This is a genomic window from Peteryoungia rhizophila (genome assembly GCF_004912145.1).
Lineage (GTDB): Bacteria > Pseudomonadota > Alphaproteobacteria > Rhizobiales > Rhizobiaceae > Allorhizobium > Allorhizobium rhizophilum.
The window spans coordinates 430,351-450,387 of the sequence record NZ_STGT01000005.1; the positions used below are offsets into that span (position 1 = coordinate 430,351).

At 61.4% G+C, this 20,037-nt stretch carries 14 protein-coding genes; 3 read left to right on the top strand and 11 right to left on the bottom strand.

What is annotated here, in order from left to right; translation table 11 throughout:
• Position 1 precedes the first annotated feature (1 nt).
• From trpA to E9677_RS21055, 3 genes are read left to right on the top strand one after another with little or no spacing between them, the layout of a single operon-like run.
• Positions 2-841, top strand: coding sequence for a tryptophan synthase subunit alpha (trpA, locus tag E9677_RS21045; protein ID WP_136560007.1), 840 nt, complete (start codon positions 2-4; stop codon positions 839-841).
• A 38-nt stretch (positions 842-879) separates the two neighbouring features.
• On the top strand, positions 880-1,788 hold the full coding sequence (gene accD / locus E9677_RS21050) for an acetyl-CoA carboxylase, carboxyltransferase subunit beta (RefSeq protein ID WP_136560008.1): 909 nt from the start codon (positions 880-882) through the stop codon (positions 1,786-1,788).
• Positions 1,789-1,828: 40 nt separating this feature from the next.
• Positions 1,829-3,169 carry a bifunctional folylpolyglutamate synthase/dihydrofolate synthase gene (locus E9677_RS21055; protein WP_205910179.1) on the top strand — a complete coding sequence of 447 codons (1,341 nt, stop codon included), beginning with the start codon at positions 1,829-1,831 and terminating at the stop codon, positions 3,167-3,169.
• Positions 3,170-3,221: 52 nt separating this feature from the next.
• Here the strand turns inward: E9677_RS21055 and trxA are convergent, their stop codons facing one another.
• The 11 genes from trxA to E9677_RS21110 all read right to left on the bottom strand — a co-directional run bounded on the left by trxA (position 3,222) and on the right by E9677_RS21110 (position 20,007).
• Positions 3,222-3,542: a thioredoxin gene (gene trxA / locus E9677_RS21060; protein WP_136560009.1), complete on the bottom strand. Its 321-nt coding sequence runs from the start codon at positions 3,540-3,542 to the stop codon at positions 3,222-3,224.
• Positions 3,543-3,617: 75 nt separating this feature from the next.
• The gene (gene addA / locus E9677_RS21065) at positions 3,618-7,175 is read right to left on the bottom strand and encodes a double-strand break repair helicase AddA (RefSeq protein WP_136560010.1); all 3,558 of its coding nucleotides are present in this window, start codon (positions 7,173-7,175) and stop codon (positions 3,618-3,620) included.
• Entirely contained in the window at positions 7,168-10,356 is a 3,189-nt protein-coding gene (addB, locus tag E9677_RS21070; protein ID WP_136560011.1) for a double-strand break repair protein AddB, read from the bottom strand. Before addB ends, addA begins: the two co-directional genes overlap by 8 nt.
• Before the next feature lies 1 nt (position 10,357).
• Positions 10,358-11,092 carry a nucleotidyltransferase family protein gene (locus E9677_RS21075; protein WP_136560012.1) on the bottom strand — a complete coding sequence of 245 codons (735 nt, stop codon included), beginning with the start codon at positions 11,090-11,092 and terminating at the stop codon, positions 10,358-10,360.
• Positions 11,093-11,098: 6 nt separating this feature from the next.
• Positions 11,099-12,628 carry a tRNA (adenosine(37)-N6)-threonylcarbamoyltransferase complex ATPase subunit type 1 TsaE gene (gene tsaE, locus E9677_RS21080; protein ID WP_136560013.1) on the bottom strand — a complete coding sequence of 510 codons (1,530 nt, stop codon included), beginning with the start codon at positions 12,626-12,628 and terminating at the stop codon, positions 11,099-11,101.
• Positions 12,625-14,991 carry a PAS domain-containing sensor histidine kinase gene (locus E9677_RS21085; protein ID WP_235883050.1) on the bottom strand — a complete coding sequence of 789 codons (2,367 nt, stop codon included), beginning with the start codon at positions 14,989-14,991 and terminating at the stop codon, positions 12,625-12,627. Before E9677_RS21085 ends, tsaE begins: the two co-directional genes overlap by 4 nt.
• Positions 14,992-15,408: 417 nt before the next feature.
• Entirely contained in the window at positions 15,409-16,806 is a 1,398-nt protein-coding gene (ahcY, locus tag E9677_RS21090) for an adenosylhomocysteinase (protein WP_136560014.1), read from the bottom strand.
• A 162-nt stretch (positions 16,807-16,968) separates the two neighbouring features.
• Positions 16,969-17,247 (bottom strand): HPr family phosphocarrier protein, encoded by a 279-nt coding sequence (locus tag E9677_RS21095; protein WP_136560015.1) that lies wholly within the window; start codon positions 17,245-17,247, stop codon positions 16,969-16,971.
• Between the two features lie 4 nt (positions 17,248-17,251).
• Entirely contained in the window at positions 17,252-17,653 is a 402-nt protein-coding gene (locus E9677_RS21100; protein WP_136560016.1) for a PTS sugar transporter subunit IIA, read from the bottom strand.
• 117 nt (positions 17,654-17,770) lie between these two features.
• A complete protein-coding gene (locus E9677_RS21105) occupies positions 17,771-18,229 on the bottom strand; it encodes an HPr kinase/phosphorylase (protein WP_136560017.1) in 459 nt (152 codons plus the stop codon).
• Positions 18,226-20,007, bottom strand: a complete 1,782-nt coding sequence (locus tag E9677_RS21110; protein ID WP_136560018.1) for a sensor histidine kinase — start codon at positions 20,005-20,007, stop codon at positions 18,226-18,228. The genes E9677_RS21105 and E9677_RS21110 overlap by 4 nt, the downstream gene beginning before the upstream one ends.
• Positions 20,008-20,037: the final 30 nt, after the last annotated feature.

The window sequence follows — 20,037 nt, forward strand, 5'->3', positions numbered from 1 at the left end:
CATGACTGCGCGTATGGACCAACGTTTCGCTGCCCTGAAGGCAGAAGGCCGCCCGGCACTCGTCACCTATTTCATGGGTGGCGATCCGGACTATGACACGTCGCTCGCGATCATGAAGGCCATGCCGGAAGCCGGCGCCGACGTCATCGAGCTCGGCATGCCCTTCTCGGATCCGATGGCCGATGGCCCCGCGATCCAGCTTGCTGGCCAGCGCGCCCTCAAGGCCGGCCAGACCCTCGTGCGCACGCTCGATCTTGCGCGTGAATTCCGCAAGACGGACAATGAAACGCCGATCGTCATGATGGGATACTACAACCCCATCTACGTCTATGGCGTCGAGCGCTTTCTCGATGACGCGCTGGCTGCCGGTATCGACGGCCTGATCGTCGTCGATCTGCCGCCGGAAATGGACGATGAACTCTGCATTCCGGCCCGCAGCCGCGATATAAACTTCGTTCGCCTGGCGACACCGACGACTGACGAGAAGCGCCTGCCGACGGTTCTCAAGAACACCTCGGGCTTCGTCTACTACGTCTCGATGAACGGGATCACCGGTTCGTCACTTCCGGATCCCTCGCGTGTGGCCGGCGCCGTGCAGCGCATCAAGGCTCACACGGACCTGCCGATCTGCGTTGGCTTCGGAGTCAAGACCGCCGAGCATGCTCGCCTGATCGGCGCAAATGCCGATGGCGTCGTGGTGGGTACCGCAATCGTCAATCAGGTTGCCATCAATCTCACAGCCGATGGGAAGGCAACGGCGGACACGGTTCAGGCCGTCGTCACGCTGGTGCGCGGACTGGCCAGCGGCGTGCGTTCCGCACGCCTTGCTGCTGCCGAATAAGCACCCCATATGGGCTCGAAACATCAGGAGTAAGCCGCGTGAACTGGATCACCAACTATGTGCGCCCGCGCATCAATTCCATGCTGGGTCGCCGCGAAGTTCCGGAAAACCTCTGGATCAAGTGCCCTGAGACGGGCGAGATGGTCTTCCACAAGGACCTGGAAGAGAACAAGTGGGTCATCCCGGCCTCCGGCTATCACATGAAGATGCCGGCAAAGGCTCGCCTGACAGACCTCTTCGACGGTGGCCAGTTTGAAGCCCTGCCGCAGCCGAAGGTGGCGCAGGATCCGCTCAAGTTCCGCGATTCCAAGAAATACACCGATCGCCTGAGGGATAGCCGCGTCAAGACCGATCAGGAAGACACGATCCTCGCTGGCGTAGGTACCGTGCAGGGCCTGAAGCTCGTCGCTGTCGTCCACGAGTTCAATTTCATGGGTGGTTCGCTCGGCATCGCCGCCGGCGAAGCGATCGTGAAGGCCTTCGAGCGCGCCATCAAGGAGAAGTGCCCGCTGGTCATGTTCCCGGCTTCGGGTGGAGCACGCATGCAGGAAGGCATCCTCTCGCTCATGCAGCTGCCCCGCACGACGGTTGCTGTCGACATGCTGAAGGAAGCAGGACAGCCCTACATCGTCGTTCTGACGAACCCGACCACCGGCGGCGTAACCGCATCCTATGCCATGCTGGGCGATCTCCACATCGCAGAACCGGGTGCTGAGATCTGCTTTGCCGGCAAGCGCGTCATCGAACAGACGATCCGCGAAAAGCTTCCGGAAGGCTTCCAGACTTCGGAATATCTTCTTGAGCACGGCATGGTCGATATGGTCGTCAAGCGTCATGAAATTCCGGACACGCTCGCGCGCGTCCTGAAGATCATGACCAAGCGACCTGCCAACGATGTGGCGGTGCCCGCGAAGGTGGCGGAGCCGGTCGAGAAGGCCTCGGCCTGAGCCGCGTTTTCTGTGAGGCCGCGCTCGCGGAACGAATGTGATGACAGCCCCCATCGTCAGCCTGGCCGACGCCGAGATCGAAAAGCTTATGGGGCTGCACCCCAAGGGCTATGATCTCTCGCTCGACCGCATCCGGCGCCTCCTCGAGGTTCTGGGCAATCCGCATCTGAATCTGCCGCCGGTCATCCATGTGGCTGGCACCAATGGCAAGGGTTCGGCGACGGCCTTTTGCCGGGCCCTTCTGGAAGCTCAGGGCCTATCCGTCCACGTCCACACGTCTCCGCACTTGGTGCGCTGGCACGAGCGCTATCGCATCGGGGTCAAAGGCCGCCGCGGGCAGATCGTCGACGATGCGCTCTTCGCCGATGCCCTTCGCCGCGTGGCCGATGCCAATGGCGGCAAACCGATCACCGTCTTCGAGATCCTGACAGCAGTCACCTTCATTCTTTTCTCCGAGCAGCCCGCTGATGTGATCGTGCTTGAAGTGGGCCTTGGAGGACGCTTCGACGCCACGAATGTCGTCGAAAAACCGGCTGTTTGTATCATCCAGCCGATCTCGCTCGATCATCAGGCCTATCTCGGCGACAGGGTCGAGCTGATCGCCGCCGAAAAGGCCGGCATCATGAAGCGCGGCGTTCCCGTCGTGATCGGTCACCAGGAATTCGACGGTGCCAAGGACGTTCTGATCAACACAGCCGAGCGTCTCGGCTGTCCGCTCACCGTCTTCGCGCAGGATTTCCTCGCCTATGAGGAATTCGGTCGACTCGTCTACCAGGACGAGTACGGCCTGATGGACCTGCCACTGCCGCGACTGCCCGGTCGCCATCAGATCGGCAACGCTGCAACCGCCATCCGTGCCGTGAAGGCTGCCGGCTATTCGGTGACCGAAGAGGCTGCCGAAAAAGCCATGCTCTCTGTCGAATGGCCGGGCCGCCTGCAAAGGCTGACGGAAGGTCGTTTGGTGGAAAGGGCGCCTGAAGGCTCCGAGATCTGGCTGGACGGTGGCCATAATCCCGGCGCTGGCGAGGTGATCGCGGAAGCCATGGCTTCCATGGAAGAGCGTCAGGCACGGCCGCTGTGCCTGGTCATCGGTATGATCAACACCAAGGATCCGATCGGCTATCTCCGCGCCTTCGTCGATATTGCGCACAACGTCTACACAGTGCCGATCCTCGGCTCGGATGTCGGGCTTGATCCCGTAGCCCTGGCCCAATCCGCTGCCGAGGCGGGTTTGAAGGCCTTGCCGATGAGCTCCGTGGGGGAAGCTCTTGAAGCAATCCGGCAGAAGATGGAGGGATCGGTCCCACCCCGAATTATGATCGGTGGCTCGCTTTATCTCGCGGGCAATGTGCTCTCCGAAAACGGCACCATCCCCACATGAAAAAAGCCCGGTCAAAACCGGGCTTTTTCTTTGTTCATCAATGCCACGAAGCTTATGCCGCGCCGGCGATCCAGCTGGACAGCGCGGTCTTCGGGGCTGCACCCACCTTGATGTCGGCCACTTCGCCACCCTTGAAGACGGCAAGCGTTGGGATCGAGCGAACGCCGAACTGGGCAGCCAGTTCCGGGTTTTCATCGATGTTGAGCTTAACGATCTTCACCTTACCGGCGAGTTCGTTGGAGATTTCTTCGAGGCTCGGCGCAATCATCTTGCACGGGCCGCACCATTCGGCCCAGAAATCCACGACAACCGGTTCGGAAGCGTTGAGAACCTCGGCCTGGAAATTGGACTTGTCGACTTTAACGGTAGCCATCGGGCTCTCCCTTCATAGATACGGAATTGACTAGATATGTGATGCCGCAGGGCAGCAATTTCAATATGCGGTATCTCACGATGTTTCGAGGTCGGCAAGAGAGCGCTGAAGAAGGCTTTCATCGAGGGGAATGAGACTGCCGTTTTCGGTATAGATCAGCCAGCACTCGACCTGCTTGCCGGGATAGAGCGGCTTCAGGATCTCGCGATAGATTGCGAGTTGCACTCGGTGGGAGAGGGGGGATTGGGCCGCCTCCAGCGGTGGATTCCGGTTCGTTTTGTAGTCCGCGATAATCACCCGGTCGGCAAGCACGGCCATGCGGTCGATCCGTCCCGAGACAGCGCGCAATTCTCCTTTGAGGCGCATCGTGCCCATGACCGACACTTCTGCGCGACTGCCGTGATCGAAAAGTGGGCGAAGCGCCTCGTCTTCCAGGACGGTCATGACGGTGGAAACCAGTCGCTGGCGTTGCTCTGCCGGCCAGAAACGGGCGGCGCGCTCAGCATACCGCTCGGCTGCCTCTCGTCGGTCACTCTCTGCAAAGCCCGGCAAATTCTGCAGCATCCGATGGATCAGCCGCCCTCGCTGCAAGGCAAGATCGGCCTTTTCCGCCGTTGAAAACAGCGCGGACGCCGTCAGCGCGTCCTCGTCTTCGTCGACCACGATACTGCCGGCACCCGATGGGCTGAGCGGCCTGGGCAGACTGACTGGAGGCGGCAGCGGTTTCCAGAGCGTGGAGGGAAGTCCATGGCTCTCTTCGCTTTCGGCGCTCTCTTCGCTAACGGGCAGATCGAGCTCTGCCTCGCCCAGCGACCAGCGCAATCCGTTCCAGCGTCCATCCGGCCCGGTAAATTCGACAGGCCTGCAGCGCGTTTCGTCGGCGCTGAGAGCACGCGCGATCATCTTGTGCCAGATCTCGCCGGTATCCTGCACGCCGCGATAGCCGCCAACGATGAGGCGGTCGGCGGCCCGTGTCATCGCGACATAGAGCAGGCGGCGATACTCCTCTTCGGCCTGATCCTTGCGCCGATCCATGTCGGCGGCGGAGATCGAATTGCCAAGCGACTTCGACGGCACCCAGATGGGGAAGGGGGTGCCTTCCGCCGTCCCGATGATCCGGAGCTTTGCCACATGGTTCGAATTGAACGGCTTCGAGCCGCCATCGATCAGGAAGACGATCGGGGCCTCGAGACCCTTCGAGGCATGCACCGTCATGATCCGGACTTCGTTGCGTTCCTTGTCCTGTTCGCGTTTGACCTCTGGCGCTTCCATTTCCAGCGTCGAGACAAAAGATTGCAACCCGGGCAATCCGCTGGTCTCGAAGGCGAGTGCAAAGGTCAGGAACTCGTCGATGATGTCGCTGACCTCGGAACCGAGGCGGCCGAGATAAGCTCTGCGGCCACCATGGACGCTGAGCACGCGGGCGTAGAAATCATGGACCGAATACTCCCGCGCCTGTTCGAGAAACAGGTTGAGCCGGTCGCATGTCTTCTTCCACGCACCGTCAGTCTGCGCCTGTTCTGTCAGTCTCGCCCAGAGGCTCTGGGCTTCCGGCCGCTCCGCAGCGAGCTCCATCAAATCCTCTTCGCTGTGATTGAAGAGCGGGTTCTTCAAGAGCGAAGCCAGTGAAAGATCATCCCCAGGCAGCAACAGGAAACGTCCAAGCGCCAGCATGTCCTGGACGGCGATATGGCTTGTCAGCTTCAGCCGGTCAGCACCGGCGACCGGTATGTTGTAAGGTCGCTTCAGAGAACGTGTCAGCGCGTTGACGAAACCGTCGCGCTTGCGGACGAGGACGAGGATATCGCCGGGTCGGATCAGCCGCTTCTTGCCCTTCTCGATGATCGTCTCACGTCCGACGATCAGGCTGATCTGGTGCGCCACGCGCCGTGCGAGAATGGCCGACGGTGCGCTTTCAGGCGTCGCGTCGAAGGGCGCGGTCCAGTCCTCGTCCTTCTCCTGCTTCTCCGCCGCGATCATGTCCCAGACGTCGACAATCCCCGGATGCCCGATGCGGCTCGACTGATGGATGACGGGATCGCCGCCGGCACTCAAGCCACGGCTGTTTTCCGGCAGACTGAAGACTTGGTCGACAGCGGTGAGAACCGATTGCGTCGAGCGAAAGGAGAGCGGCAGGCGCACCGTGTTGAAGCTCTGTCCACTCTCGGTCACCGCCTGTGCGGTCTGGCGCGCTTCTTGAGAGAACTGCTCCGGGCGTGCGCCTTGGAAGGAATAGATCGACTGCTTCTCGTCTCCCACGGCAAAGAATGTCCGGATCCCCGGCCGCGCGCTCAAGCCTGTAAAGAAGTCCTCTTGCAGTGACCGGATGACGTCCCATTGCACCGGGCTCGTGTCCTGCGCTTCGTCAACGAGAATGTGGTCGATGCCCTGATCGAGCTTGTAATGCACCCAGGCACCGACATCACCGCGTGTCAGAAGCCGCGCGGTCCGCACAATCAGATCCTCAAAATCCAGCTGCGAACGCCGCTTTTTCAGCTCCTCGTAGTCGGTGTCGAGACGCACGGCCAGGGTCAGTGCCGAACGCGTCGCCTCGTACATGCGGAAGATCCGCAGCCGATCCCGCATGGCGACCACATGATCGCGAGCCGCAATCACGGCATCCTTGAGATCCGGCACCACCTTCGTCATGGCGGCGGCAATCAGCGAGCTGTCGGCCTTTGGGGCTTCCTGCGCCGTCAGGAAGGCCTGATCGAGCAGCTTCGCACGCTCCAGCGGATCCGCCTCCACCAGCGCCCGCTCCAGCACGTCCGCCACGGCCCGCACCTTCTCGCCGCCCTTTTCAAGCGCAAGCTGGATGTAGCGGCTGAAATTGCCCCCCGACAGCCCCGCGAGAGGCCAGTAATCCTCGGCGCGACTGCTCTCGCTCTCCAGCGGACCGATGCCCAGGCCCTTTCGCAAGGTCGCATCAAGGCCACCGGACCGTTCCGCCCGTTGCCGGAAGTCTCTGACAGCATGGCGATTGGCCACGGTATCGGCAATCAGCGCTTCGAGCCCGCTTTCGTCTGCGATGCTCAACACCTGGGAGAAGGCTTCGGCGAGCGCCGCATCATTCTCCGTCGAGGTGGCGGTGAGCAGGGATCTGCGCGCTTCGGCGAGAACGGTTACGGCGGCCCGGTCGTCGAGCACATTGAAATGCCCGGCGACATTGGCTTCCAGCGGAAACTGATGCAGCAGCGCTTCGCAAAAGGCGTGGATGGTCTGGATCTTGAGGCCACCCGGCGTTTCCAGCGCCTTTGCGAACAGTCGGCGTGCGGCGGCAAGCGTCGCGCGGTCCGGCTCCTTCTGCTCGATGGCTGCAATCCGCTTGGCCAACTCCCGATCGTCAAGTGTCGCCCATTCCGCCAGCCGCTCGAAGACGCGGTTCGACATTTCGGACGCTGCGGCCTTGGTATAGGTGAGGCAGAGAATGGACGAGGAGCGGGCGCCAGCCAGCAGGAGCCGGATTACCCGCTGCGTCAGCACATGTGTCTTGCCGGAGCCGGCATTGGCAGAAACCCAGGCCGACTGGCCGGGATGGGAGGCGCGCGACTGGGCAAGCGTCGTCCAGCCGAGCCAGGCGGCGGGGTCGCTGCCGGTCGGGAGTTCGTCCAGGGCAAAGCGTTCTTCACTCATCCCCGGCTCCTTCCTCGGCTTCCGCCGTCGACCACTCCGCGACGCGCGCGAGGTGATCGTATTCGCCGCCATAGCTATTTTGCTCCGCCGGGATCAGACGGGAGACATAGCCGCGTTCACCACTCTGCAGTGCCTGGACGAAGCGACCGAGTTCGCCGACGGATTGTGTGGCCAGTTCAAGCGCAGACTTCTTGCTGTCGCCCCGGGTTGCCATCTCGTTGTTCACTTGGTCCGCCGAGAACCGGTCCCCGGGCCGCAGACGGACATAGACGAGGTTGAGCGGCTTCACCTCACCCGCAGAGTTGAAGGCACCTTCAAAAAGGGCCGCAGCTTCGAGCGCGAGCTGCGGGTCGAGCAGGCTGCGCGCCTGACTGGCGCTCGGGTTGAGACCCGTCTTGTAGTCGATGATATCGGCGAAGCCGCCGCCCCGGATATCGATACGGTCGGCAATCCCGCTGATGGTGACATCGATCGGGCGCAGCAAGACCTTGCCGCGCAGCTCCGTCAGCGATCGCTTGATCTCCGGTCTCCGCTGGCGCTCCCAGTCGAGGAATGCCGAAGCCACGCTGTAGAAGCGTTGGCGCCAGACGATGTCGATATGGAGCGGCAGGGCCTCGGCCAGGAACTCCTCGTCGGTGATTCGATGGAGTATCGCGAGCGCATCGAGACGGGCGGGATCATGGTCCTCCCGAATGAAGCGCTCGACGATGCGGTGGTAGAGCGTTCCGCGCTCGGCCGCCCCCGGATCCTGGTTGAAGGGATCGACGGGATCGAGACGCAGGATGCGCCGCGCATAGATCGAGTAGGGATCGCGCCGGAAGCGCCCGACCTCGGAAAAGCTGAAGGCCCGGGGTTGTAGCTCGGCGCGCGGCCGTGGCGCGGGGCGCTGAGCCGGAGCCTGGTTTTCACCCTGGTCGATCAGGTCGGCATAGCGCCGATAGATCTGGCCGCGCTTTCGCATCTCGTCTTCAAGCATTGGCCCGCCAAGAGCCATCAAACGCTGGAGCCAGCGCGAGGCAACGGTCGGCGCCGATCCTTGTCGCAGCGAACGCGAGAAGATCAGTTTCCGCGTGCCACAAGCCATCTGGAAGTCATGGGCCACCTGGCCGATCTGCCGTTCCGGCGGCTCGAGACCAACTTCCGTCTTCATCACGCGCGACAGGAAGGGATTGTTCTTGGTCTGGCTAGGCCAGCTGCCTTCGTTCATCCCCCCGATCACCATCATGTCGACGTTCTGCAATCGGGCTTCCAGCGTACCGAAGATGAAGACGCGCGGATGTCGCATGGCCCGCGGCTTCACCGCCTGGCCGGCCATGAGCGCCGTGAGGATATCCACCCATTGCGGGCCATCCGCCTCGATCTGGCCGTCCGTCTCCAGCACTTCGGCTAGAAGCCGAGCGAGGGCCTCGCCCGCCGCATCGCCCCAGAGACCGGCGAGATCGGCGCGCTCGTCGATGGTGACGGCCTCAAGCACGCGTCCTGTGCGTTCCGCCCAGTCGCTGAGCGTCAGTTGCTGCGACAGAACGCGTCCGTCGCGCGAGCGCACCAGCGCCGAGACGAGCGGTTCGACCGCCACAGTCATCCGGTTGGCGAGCTCTCTTGCAAGTTCGATCTCTTCGGGGCTGATCGAAATACGCCATTGCGGCTTGTGACGGTCCGTTAGATGCGTTTCGAGCCCTCCCGCGAAGAGCGTCTCCATCTCCGCGAGATCGAGTACTGCCAGCCCGCCACGGAGCGCAATACGTTCCAGCGTGTCCGCAGCCTTGCGCATCTCTTCGGCGGAGAAGCCGAAACGGGCTAGCGGATGCTTGATCAAGGATGCGATCGCCACCGGATCGCCCGGACGCAGGCATGCCTCGGCCACCACTTGGGTCAGCATGGCGGCCTGGGTTCCGGTCATCGGCGTACCCGCCGAATCGTCCGCTTCGATGCCGAACCGTGCGAGCTCCGACATCACCCGCCGCGCCAGCGCGCGATCGGGTGTGATCAGCGCCACGCGGCTTTCTGGGTTATCAGAAGCATCTTCGAGCCCAAGCCGAAGCGCGATCGCGATTGCCGTCGCCTCCTCGCGCTCATTGGCCGTCTCGATCAGCGCTACATCGTGGAACGCATCGAGCATACGGCTGTCCTCGATGCTCTGTCGCCAGATCTTCCAGGTGTCGGTTGCCTCCGCAGGGGCCATGGCGCGCGACAGCAATTCGGCACGATCCCGCAACGCGGGTTCAGATGGTTCAAGGACCAGGACATCCGATCGTTCGAGTTTCATGTGGCGCAGCAGATGGGCGAGGCCATATTGCGGATGCCCGCGCACCGCAGGGCTAGGTCGTATCAGAGAAACATCCCTGTCGTTCAGCTTCAGCCAGTCCTCGTCGGGCATGTCGAGATCGAGCCCCGGCAGGACAATGACGCCGTGGTCGAGTTCGGCAATTGCAGCGATCAACTCGGCTGCTGCCGGGATCGAACCTGTCGAACCCGCAACGATGACGGGCCCATCCGCACCCTGTCTGCGAAAACGCTCTGCTTCGGCCCGAAGCACGGCATCGCGGTGGCGCGCCGGAGAGGATCGCACCAATTCCTGCAGGCGCGCCGGCCAGAAGCTTGTGGCGATCTTGAGAAACTCCAGCGTCAATTGCCACCAGGACCCGAAGTCTGCGGATTGAAGCTTTTCCAGATCGCTCCAGTCACATCCTTCCGTCTCCGCCGCCTCGATCAGTTCGACGAGTGCCCGCGCCAGCCAGACGGCATCTGCCGGGCTCGCCGGTGCCACGAGCGGCGTATCGGCATGTATCGACCGCACGATGTCAGGCAGTTGGTTGCGCCAGGCCAGGATCAGGCGCGCGAGCTCCAGAAGCATGACGGTCCCGCTGACCGGCGGCGCGAGGTCCATCAGTGAGGGCGCATCGAGATCGAAGAAACCGCTGTCGTCGTCGGTCTCACCGAGTGTCCGGATATCGGGCAGAATGGCAGCCCGCCCGCCCAGCAGGTCGACGAATTCGGAGCGTAGCGCGCGCGCTGCACGTCGGGTGGGCACGAGCAGGGTGACGCCGGCCAGAGCCAGCGGATGATCCGGATCATAGCGGAAGCCGTCGATCAGTCGGCCATCGAGAAGCGCCTCCGTCAGCGTCCTGAGAAAGGGCCGGCCCGGAGGGATCGTCAGCAGACGCGGCGCCTTGCTCACCATCTCAACGGCTCCCGCCGTATCGAGCGACCACGGCTTCGGCAGGCGCGATCGCATCAGGTGTGCCGACGGTCAGCCATTGACCGTTAAGGCCGGTGCCGAACAGGCGACCGGTGGCAATCGCACGATCGAAATAGATGTTCAGGTTGAAGGGGCCGTCACGCGCATCGTCGAAGAGACGCGGCATCAGAGCCAGAGCACCAGCGTACACGACCGGGTTCGGGGCGTCGGCAACATAGCGGGTGAGCCGCCCGTCTTCCGCCATCGAGAAATCATTCTTGCCATTGTGGCCTGTGGTGCGCTCCTGATCCACGCAGAGCATGGACATGTCCATGCGCGAGGGATCGAACTGTCCTGCTAGCCGGACAAGATTGCTCGGCTCACCCTCCGGCTCACCAATCCAGAACAGATCGGCATTCATCACCAGCGCTGGGTGGTATTGATCGAGCAGCTTGAGACCTTTGGCCAGGCCGCCGCCAGAATCCATCAGCCTGTCTCGCTCGTCCGAGACCCGGATCTCCGCGCGCTTCTCTTTAGCGAGATGCGCCTCCATTTGGTCGGCATGATGATGGACATTGACGACGACAGTCTGCACACCGGCCGCAACAAGCGCATCGAGCACATAGTCGATCATCGGCTTTCCGCCGATACGAACCAGCGGCTTCGGCATCGTCTCTGTAATGGGGCGCATCCGCGTACCGAGTCCGGCCGCCAGCACCATGGCTTGCTTGATGATCATCTTGCCTTAGGCCGGTGATTCGGGAAGCTCGATTCCAGCCTCTATGCACCAGTTTCGCAAGGGGGCGAGAACCGGATGTTCAAAAGCCACCGTGAGATGCCAGAGCGTGCGCGGAAGATGGCGCATATAGCCTGGTTTTCCATCACGATCCTTCAGACGCACCCAGAGCCCGTTCAGCTTGCAGGCGCGTTGCGCCGACATGATCGCCCAGCTCTTGAGGAACCGGGATTCGTCGAAGTCCGGCCCCATGGCGCGGAGGGAAAGATAGTCGGCCATCAATTGATCCATCAGGGGTCGCTCGATGGTCACTCGGGCATCTTGGACCAGCGACACGAGATCATAGGCGGCCGGCCCGATCATTGCATCTTGAAAGTCGATCAAGCCAACACGGTCATAGCCGTCGCGGTCTTCACGCCAGATGATGTTCGGCGAGTGGAAGTCACGCATCACGATGGATGTGTCCGCATCCGATATCTCGTCGATCAGTTTATCCCAGATGGCGAGATAACGCGTTCGCTCTTCCACCGTTGCCAGCTGTCCGTCACGCTTCCAGGGCAGGTGCCAGTCGAGCAAAAGTTCGCCCTCAAACTTCATTGCGGCGCGATCAAAATCCGGGATCCTGTGCCGATGGCCGCCCGGAAGGACAATTTCTCTGTCAAATGGCTTGTCATGAATGGCAGCCAGGCATGCAGCGCTGGCACGGTAGCGCTCTGCGATCGGCCGGCCCTCACTATCGAGCACGCCGTCTTCGCCAAGATCTTCGAGAAGCAGCAGGCCCGCGTCGAGATCCTGTGCCAGCACGTTGGGTGCCGCAAAGCCCCGCTCCCTGAGCGCCTGTCCGATCGCTACGAAGGGACGCACGTCCTCGGCAAGATGCACGAGCTGTGAATAGGGCTTGCCGTCCCGGATCGGCGGACCGTTTGGGCGCTTCGGCGCATCCATCAGAACAAGACGCGCGCTCCCGTCGACAGGGTAGACATGCTCATAGGCCCGGTTAGAGGCGTCGCCCGTCAGGTGCTGCCTGTGGGCTTCTTTGTGACCATGGCCATCGAGAAAGCGCCGGATCTCGATCACTCGCCGCAGCCTGGAGAGTCTGCCCTCCGGCGCCTGGATGGTGAGGGTCCTGCCACCATCAGGGGCAAATGCGAGATGGATCTCGATTCGGTTCTTCGGCAGCGCACGACCGGCTTTGCTTGGCCATTCGATGAGGCATATGCCCTCAGCCAGAGCCTCCTCCAGCCCAAGTTCGTCCAGTTCGCTTTCATCGGAAAGCCGGTAGAGGTCGAAATGCGCAATGGGAATCTTGAGGTCGTAGCTTTGAACCAGCGTGAAGGTCGGGCTTGGGACTTCGAGATCGGGATCCCCCGCCAAGGCACGGATCAGGGCGCGACTGAGCGTCGATTTGCCGGCACCAAGATCACCGTAGAGCGCGACGCAATCACCGATCTGAAGGGCAAGAAGCAAATCCTCGCCGAAGAGTGCAGTCGCTGCATCGTCGGCGAGGTGGATGGAAAGCGGGGTGGCCTCTGCGCTCATTCGGCGGCGGCGATCAACTGCGGTAGACTGGCAGAAGGAATTCGGCATTGAACCGTCGTTCCGTTTCCAGGTGCACTTTCGATCTTCACGTCGCCCTTGTGCAGATTGACGAAGCTTTGGACGATCGAGAGACCGAGGCCCGGCCCGCTCCGCTTGCCGCCTTTGGCGCTCGTCGAGAAGCGATCGAAGGCTGATGATACGAGATCCGGGCTCATGCCGCAGCCGCTATCGCTGACCGAAAAGGCAAAATCATTGGCCTCGCGCCAGCACTTCATCGAGACAACCGAGCCTTCGGGGGCGTAATTGACGGCATTGGTGAGGATCTTGATGAGGATCTGCTTCAATCGCTGCCGGTCGGCGATCAGATGGCCGAGTTGCGCGGGCGCTGCGATTTCTAGTGTCACGCCACCTTCCTGCAATCGGTCGGTCATCTGCATCGAGACATCGTCCAGCAGATCGCTCAGATCGATTTCAGAATAGTCGAGCTGCATGATCCCGGCATCGACGGTCGCGAGATCGAGAATGTCGTTGACGATGGTGAGCAGCACGGAAGACGAAGTCGAAATGTGGTCGATATACTCGGCCTGCCGTTCGTTCAGCGGGCCGATTGTCGGCGTTTTCAGGAGGTCGGTGAATCCGATGATGTTGGTGAGGGGTGAGCGCAGCTCGTAGGAGACGTGCTGGACGAAATCGTTCTTCAGCTCGTCGGCCTTCTGCAGCGCCTCGTTCTTCTCCTTGAGCGCCCGTTCCGCACGCACGCTGTCTGTCATGTTGACGAAGGTGAGCATGGTCTGCGCATTCGGCAGCGGTGTCACGGCGTAGTCGAGCACGAGGCCGGAGTAGAGCTCCAGCGTGCCCTGGCTCGACGGCCGCTCGTCCTCGAAGCTGGTGATCATCTTGCCGAAGGCCTTCCAGCCGTCCGGTTTGTCATAGGATGGCCCGCATGCGGCTTCGAGCAGGCGGATATGAGTCCCTACGGCCGCCTGCGCCTCACTGATGCCCCAGAGCGCGCGAAACGCGGGGTTGGAAAGCTGGATCCGGCCATCGGGCCCGAATACGGCAACGCCCTCCGACAGATGGTCGATGGTTTCGCCCTGGACCTGGACCAGTGTGTTGTAGCGGGTTTCCAGATTGACCTGCTCGGTGAGGTTTTCAAAGACCCAGGTGGCACCACCCTGAGGGTGGGTGGAGGCAATCACGCGAAGAGTCTGGCCGTTCGGCAGATGCCAGAGATCCGTCTGCGTCTCCAAAGCGCGGTAGACGGAGAGGCAATTCTCCTTCCAGGCTTTCCAGCTCAGCTGTTCCGGCAGCTTGTGCGCGGCACGCAGCCGATCGAGCAGCTCGGCATGATCGGGCCGGCTTTCGAGGAATTTGGCTTCGAGGCCCCAAAGCTGTTGAAAGGCCTGGTTGTAGAACTGCAGACGGCGGTCTGCATCGAAGATGGCCACCGGTGTCGCGAGGTGGTCCAGTGTGTCGGCGTGGCTTTTGAGCGTCCGGGTCAATTCTTCGCGAAGCGTCTCCGCCGATGACACATCGATCGCCATGCCGCAGGAGCCCCCCGGACCGCGAACGTCCACCACGTCGAAGAAGGTGCGCGCGCCGCGCACGGCCGTCGAAACCGTGTCATGGAACGGTGATTCCGGTGTTGCGGACGCCTTGATCTTCTCGCGGGTCAGCGTGCCCAGGATCTCGCGCCCTTCCTGCACCGCCAGTTGGGGCGAGGAGGCCTCGGCGGCTTCGCTATAGGCCTGGTTGACCCAGACGAGGCGACCCTCGCCATCTCTTTGCCAGACCGGTTGCTCGATCGAATCGAGCAGCGATTCGAAGGTCGCAATCGAGCTACGAAGGCGATTTCGTTCGATTTTCAGCTCGGCGAGCTCGGCGCGAAGGTTGTCGAGAGCGACGAAATGCGCGAAGGCCCGGCCGCCATAGAGGTTACCCTGGACATCGAGCACTTCACCACGTTGGGTTTCTACCACCAGCTCGAAGGACTTGGCATTCAGGCGCAGCCCTTCGATGGCGCGCTCGACCTCACTTGCCGACTGCGGCTTCAACCAGCGTCCGAAAGCGAGGAAGTCTGGATCCTGCTGCGGGGCACCGGTCTCTGCGGGCAACTGGCCGAGAAGCTCTGCTTTGCCGTTATGGCCCTCCCAGATCACGGTGCGCCGATTGTTGTGGGCGATGAGGGTCTCGTATCGAGAAATTCTGTGCTGGCTGTCGGAATAGGCCGAGCGCAGTTCACGCACTTCGCCATCGAGCCTGTTGCGCTGGCGAAGAAGCACGGCGGCGAAGATCAGCGCAGCGGAAACCGTACCCAAAAGGACCGCATAGCCCGCTACATCGATGCTGTTGAAACCGCGCACTGGAGCGCCGGCGGATTGTGCATGAGCGAAGCCAGGGACCAGGAGGCCCGCAAGGGCGCTGCCGCAGGTCAGCAAGTACCGCATCCCCGCCACGGCGGGGCGCTGCGCCACTCTACGCAGCACACCGGTCGTCAGGTCTGAAGTTGGCCGCCATAGGCTTGGAAAACCGGCCGTCATAGCCGTATCCCGCTGACGCGGGGCGCGTTGATGTACCGACATTTTCGGTCTGTCTCCGTCTTATTATGTGCCGCATCGTCGACAAGACATCCGTATCCGCGGACCGCTCGTGCAGTTCACGAATCAAGTCCTAAAACAATACCTTCGATGGATAGGGCCGGGAAGGCCGGAGCCCAAAAAAGAAAGCGGCGCCCTTGTCAAGGCGCCGCCTACTAGATGTAGATATTATCCAGCTATATTTTAGTAGCGGTAGTGTTGAGACTTGAACGGACCCTGCGTCGTGACGCCGATATAGGCTGCCTGCTCGTCCGAAAGCTGCGTCAGCTTCACGCCGAGCTTTTCGAGATGCAGACGGGCGACCTTTTCGTCCAGGTGCTTCGGCAGAACGTAGACGCCCGGCTTGTATTCGTCGTTCTTCGCAAACAGCTCGATCTGGCCGAGAACCTGGTTGGTGAACGAGGCCGACATGACAAACGACGGATGGCCCGTCGCGTTGCCGAGGTTCAGCAAGCGGCCTTCCGAGAGCAGGATCATGCGGTTGCCCTTGGGGAACTCGATCATGTCGACCTGCGGCTTGATGTTCGTCCACTTCAGGTTCTTGAGCGAGGCGACCTGGATCTCGTTGTCGAAGTGGCCGATGTTGCCGACGATCGCCATGTCCTTCATCTCGCGCATGTGCTCGATGCGGATTATGTCCTTGTTGCCGGTGGTGGTGATGAAGATGTCGGCCGAGGAAACGACGTCCTCGAGCGTGACCACTTCAAAGCCGTCCATGGCAGCCTGCAGGGCGCAGATCGGGTCGACTTCCGTCACCTTGACGCGGGCGCCGGCGCCACGCAGCGAGGCCGCAGAACCCTTGCCGACGTCGCCGTAGCCGCAGACGACGGCGACCTTGCCGGCCATCATCACGTCGGTACCACGGCGAATGCCGTCGACCAGCGATTCCTTGCAGCCATACTTGTTGTCGAACTTCGACTTGGTGACGCTATCGTTGACGTTGATCGCCGGGAAGGGGAGGAGGCCCTTCTTGGCGAGTTCGTACAGACGATGAACACCGGTGGTGGTTTCTTCGGTGACGCCCTTGATTGCATCGCGCTGCTTGGTGAACCAGCCGGGCGTTGCAGCCAGGCGCTTCTTGATCTGCGCAACCAGAATTTCTTCTTCTTCCGACTGGGGATTGGATAGAACGTCCTCGCCGGCTTCGGCACGGGCGCCGAGCAGGATGTACATGGTGGCGTCGCCACCGTCATCGAGGATCATGTTGGACACGCCACCATCGGTCCACTGGAAGATCTTGTCGGTGTACTCCCAGTAATCCGTGAGCGATTCGCCCTTGATGGCGAAAACCGGAATGCCGGCAGCAGCGATTGCTGCAGCGGCATGGTCCTGCGTCGAGAAGATGTTGCACGAGGCCCAGCGAACCTCGGCGCCGAGAGCGACCAGCGTCTCGATCAGAACGGCGGTCTGGATGGTCATGTGGAGCGAGCCGGTGATCCGCGCGCCCTTCAGCGGCTTGCTGGTGCCGAATTCTTCGCGGCAGGACATCAGGCCCGGCATTTCGGTTTCAGCGATGCTGATTTCCTTGCGGCCGAAATCGGCAAGACCGATATCTGCGATCACGTAGTCATGTTTGCTCATGGGATTCTCCGGCTGGATCCGACCCGATCCGCATCTGATGGCGGACGGATTAACTGGCTCTCCCGCAGATGTCTCTGCAGGGCTTGGGCTGTCTTCTAGCAGGGAAAGGCCTTGAACGCAATCTGACATAAAGAAGTCTTTATGTCTTTATGTCGCGATGCTTTACATCTCTTCACCGAAGCGATCAGCGACGAGCGCCGCGAGGGCGTTCATCACATCCTGCGCCTGGTTGCCAGAGGCAGAGACGGAGATCGAGCAGCCGGGGCTTGCGGCGAGCATCATCAGCCCCATGATGGAGGTGCCGCCGACGGTCGTGCCATCCTTGGATACACTGACCTTCGCATCGAACCCGCTCACCATCTGGACGAACTTCGCCGAGGCTCGAGCATGCAGGCCGCGCTTGTTGATGATCAGAAGATCACGAGAGATCGGATCAGTCATGACGTCACTTACCACTGAGAACACGGCTTGCGACGTTGATATACTTGCGTCCGGCCTCGGAGGCTTCGACGAGGGATCTGTCCATGTCATTGTCGCCGCGAACACCGGCGAGCTTGATCAGCATGGGTAGATTGACGCCGGCGATCACTTCGATCCGACCTGTGTTCATGACGGAAATCGCGAGGTTCGAAGGCGTGCCTCCGAACATGTCGGTCAGGATGATCACCCCGTGACCATCGTCTGCACGCAGCACGGCATCAAGAATATCCTGGCGACGCTGGTCCATGTCGTCTTCGGGGCCGATCGAAACGGTCTCAATACATTTCTGTGGGCCGACGACATGTTCCACCGCATGGTAAAACTCTTCAGCCAGCTTGCCATGCGTGACAAGCACAAGTCCGATCATTCTCTACTGCCCCTTAGCGCAACTATCGCCAGATAGCTCAAGATTGGCGTTTCGTCCATCAGTGGGACGCCATCATGTCCATCGAAGCGCGAAGTGCAAGCCAAAACAGCGTGTGTCCTAGCCGTTCTCTCTCAGACTTTGAATGCGCGCGAAGATAAGGCTGAGCGGAAATCGGCTCCAGAGAGGCACCCGGATGGCCGGCAGCCGAACACCAGGAGCGATCTCGGCCTGCTCATCATTCGGCGGTAGACGTTCCACTTCGTTGGAGGGAACCGGCAAGACCGCAAAGTGAATTTCTGCTTCAGTGACGTGGTCGACTGAGACGATGCCCGAGTATCGGAGCTCTATCAGGCCCCGAATTGCATCAGGGCAGCGGGCGATGACCCTGTTCCGGTCTGGAAGGATGAAGACACGATCGTCCGCGATCAGCGCGCCGGGCTGATGTCCCAGTCGAGCCTCGGCGAGACAGTCGAAGGCAAGGCTCGACTTGCCACTGCCCGACGGACCGAGGAACAAGAGCCCGATGCCGTCAACGCTAATTGCGGTGCCATGAATGTTGGCGGGTGTTGTGTTCACGTCGATGTCTCGACGGGCAGGGAGAGCATGAAGCGTGCACCAACGATGCGACCCGTTGCGGGATCCATCACATTCTCGGCTCTTAACGTGCCACCATGGGCTTCGGCAATCTGCCGGCTGATAGACAGCCCAAGGCCCGAATTCTGTCCGAAACTCTCGCCCTCGGGCCGGTCCGTATAGAAGCGTTCGAAGATGCGGTCGATGTCTTCGGCCTGGATGCCGGGTCCGTTGTCCTCTACCTGGATCAGGCAGCGGCTTCGGTTGCGCGAGAGTTTGACGAGGATGCGACCGCTGTCCTCAGGCACGAAGGACCGCGCATTTTCGATCAGGTTGGTGACGATCTGGCCGAGACGGAGGTCATGGCCATTCACCATGAAGCTCTGGTTCGACCCCTGCTTTTGGTCGATCATATAGTCGATCTTCACCGCTTTCTTGCCGCTGCGGATTTCTCGCGAGATGTCGACAAGGCTGGAGACCAGAACCTCCAGATCAACCGGTTTGGCGTCCGAGCGGGCGAGTTCCGCATCGAGGCGCGAGGCGTCCGAGATGTCGCTGATCAGGCGGTCCAGGCGCCGTACATCGTGCTGAATGATATCCATCAACCGCTGCCGGGATTGGTCGGTCTTTGCCAGCGGCAGCGTTTCGACGGCGGAACGCAGCGAGGTGAGCGGGTTCTTCAGCTCGTGGCTGACATCCGCGGCGAAGCTCTCGATGGCATCAATCCGGTCGTAAAGTGCGGTCGTCATTTCTCTAAGCGCGATCGAGAGATTGCCGATCTCGTCCTGGCGAATGGAAAAATCCGGGATTTCCTCGCGCTCCCTTGCGCCACGACGCACGCGAATGGCGGCGGCCGACAGTCGGCGCAGGGGATTGGCAATGGTAGACGAAAGCAGCAGCGAAACAACGATGTTGACGAGTGTCGCCACACCGAACACGCGCAAAATGGCCAGACGCTCGGCATGCACGATCTTGTCGATGTCACCGGCCTGCGTCGACAGAAGCAGCACGCCGAGAACCGCACGCGATCGCTGGACAGGGACTGCGACGGAAACAATCAGTTCACCCTGGTCCGTCACGCGAACCACGGCACCGCGTACACCGGTCAATGCGTTCATCACCTCGGGATAGATCGAACCGTCGCCGCCTGGTGCTTCACGGTAAACAGGCAGGTTTCCCGGTTGCAGGATGGTGTTGAAGAGGCGCGTGATCCAGTCGGTAAAGCTGGTGGAATCGTTGTCGACAGGCGGCAGGTCGAAGCGAAGCACCTGCCCGCGGGAATAGAGATGCCGCGAATCGAGCAGCAGATTGGCATCGGCGTCGAACAGGCGCGCGCGAATCCGCGTCGGCGATATCAGGCGCCGCAGAACGGGCGCAACACGCTCGGGATTGATCGGAAATTCCAGATCCTCATCCTTCGGCACGGGCGTGATGCTCTGGCCGGCCTGAAGTTCGAGGAGTTTTTCGGGGTCGATCGTGATCGAGTTCGTATCGACCGAGGCCGAGGCCGAGACGGCTGCAGCGATGATCTCGCCCTGGGTCAGCAGGCTTTCCACGCGGGCATCGATCAGCCCCTCGCGAAACTGATTGAGATACATGATGCCGGCAACCAGCACGATCAGCGCAGCGAGGTTGAAGAAGACGATGCGGCGCGTCAGGCTCGAAAAAAGCGCATGGCCGAAGATCCGCCGGATGAGCGTGAAGGGATGGGTGAACAGCCGACGCTGTTCGGAGCCGGTTTCCGGCTCCTCCATATGTCCTTCGTCAACCTGCTGGGTCAAACCTTTGCCTTTCGCCCGTCTGCATGGCCC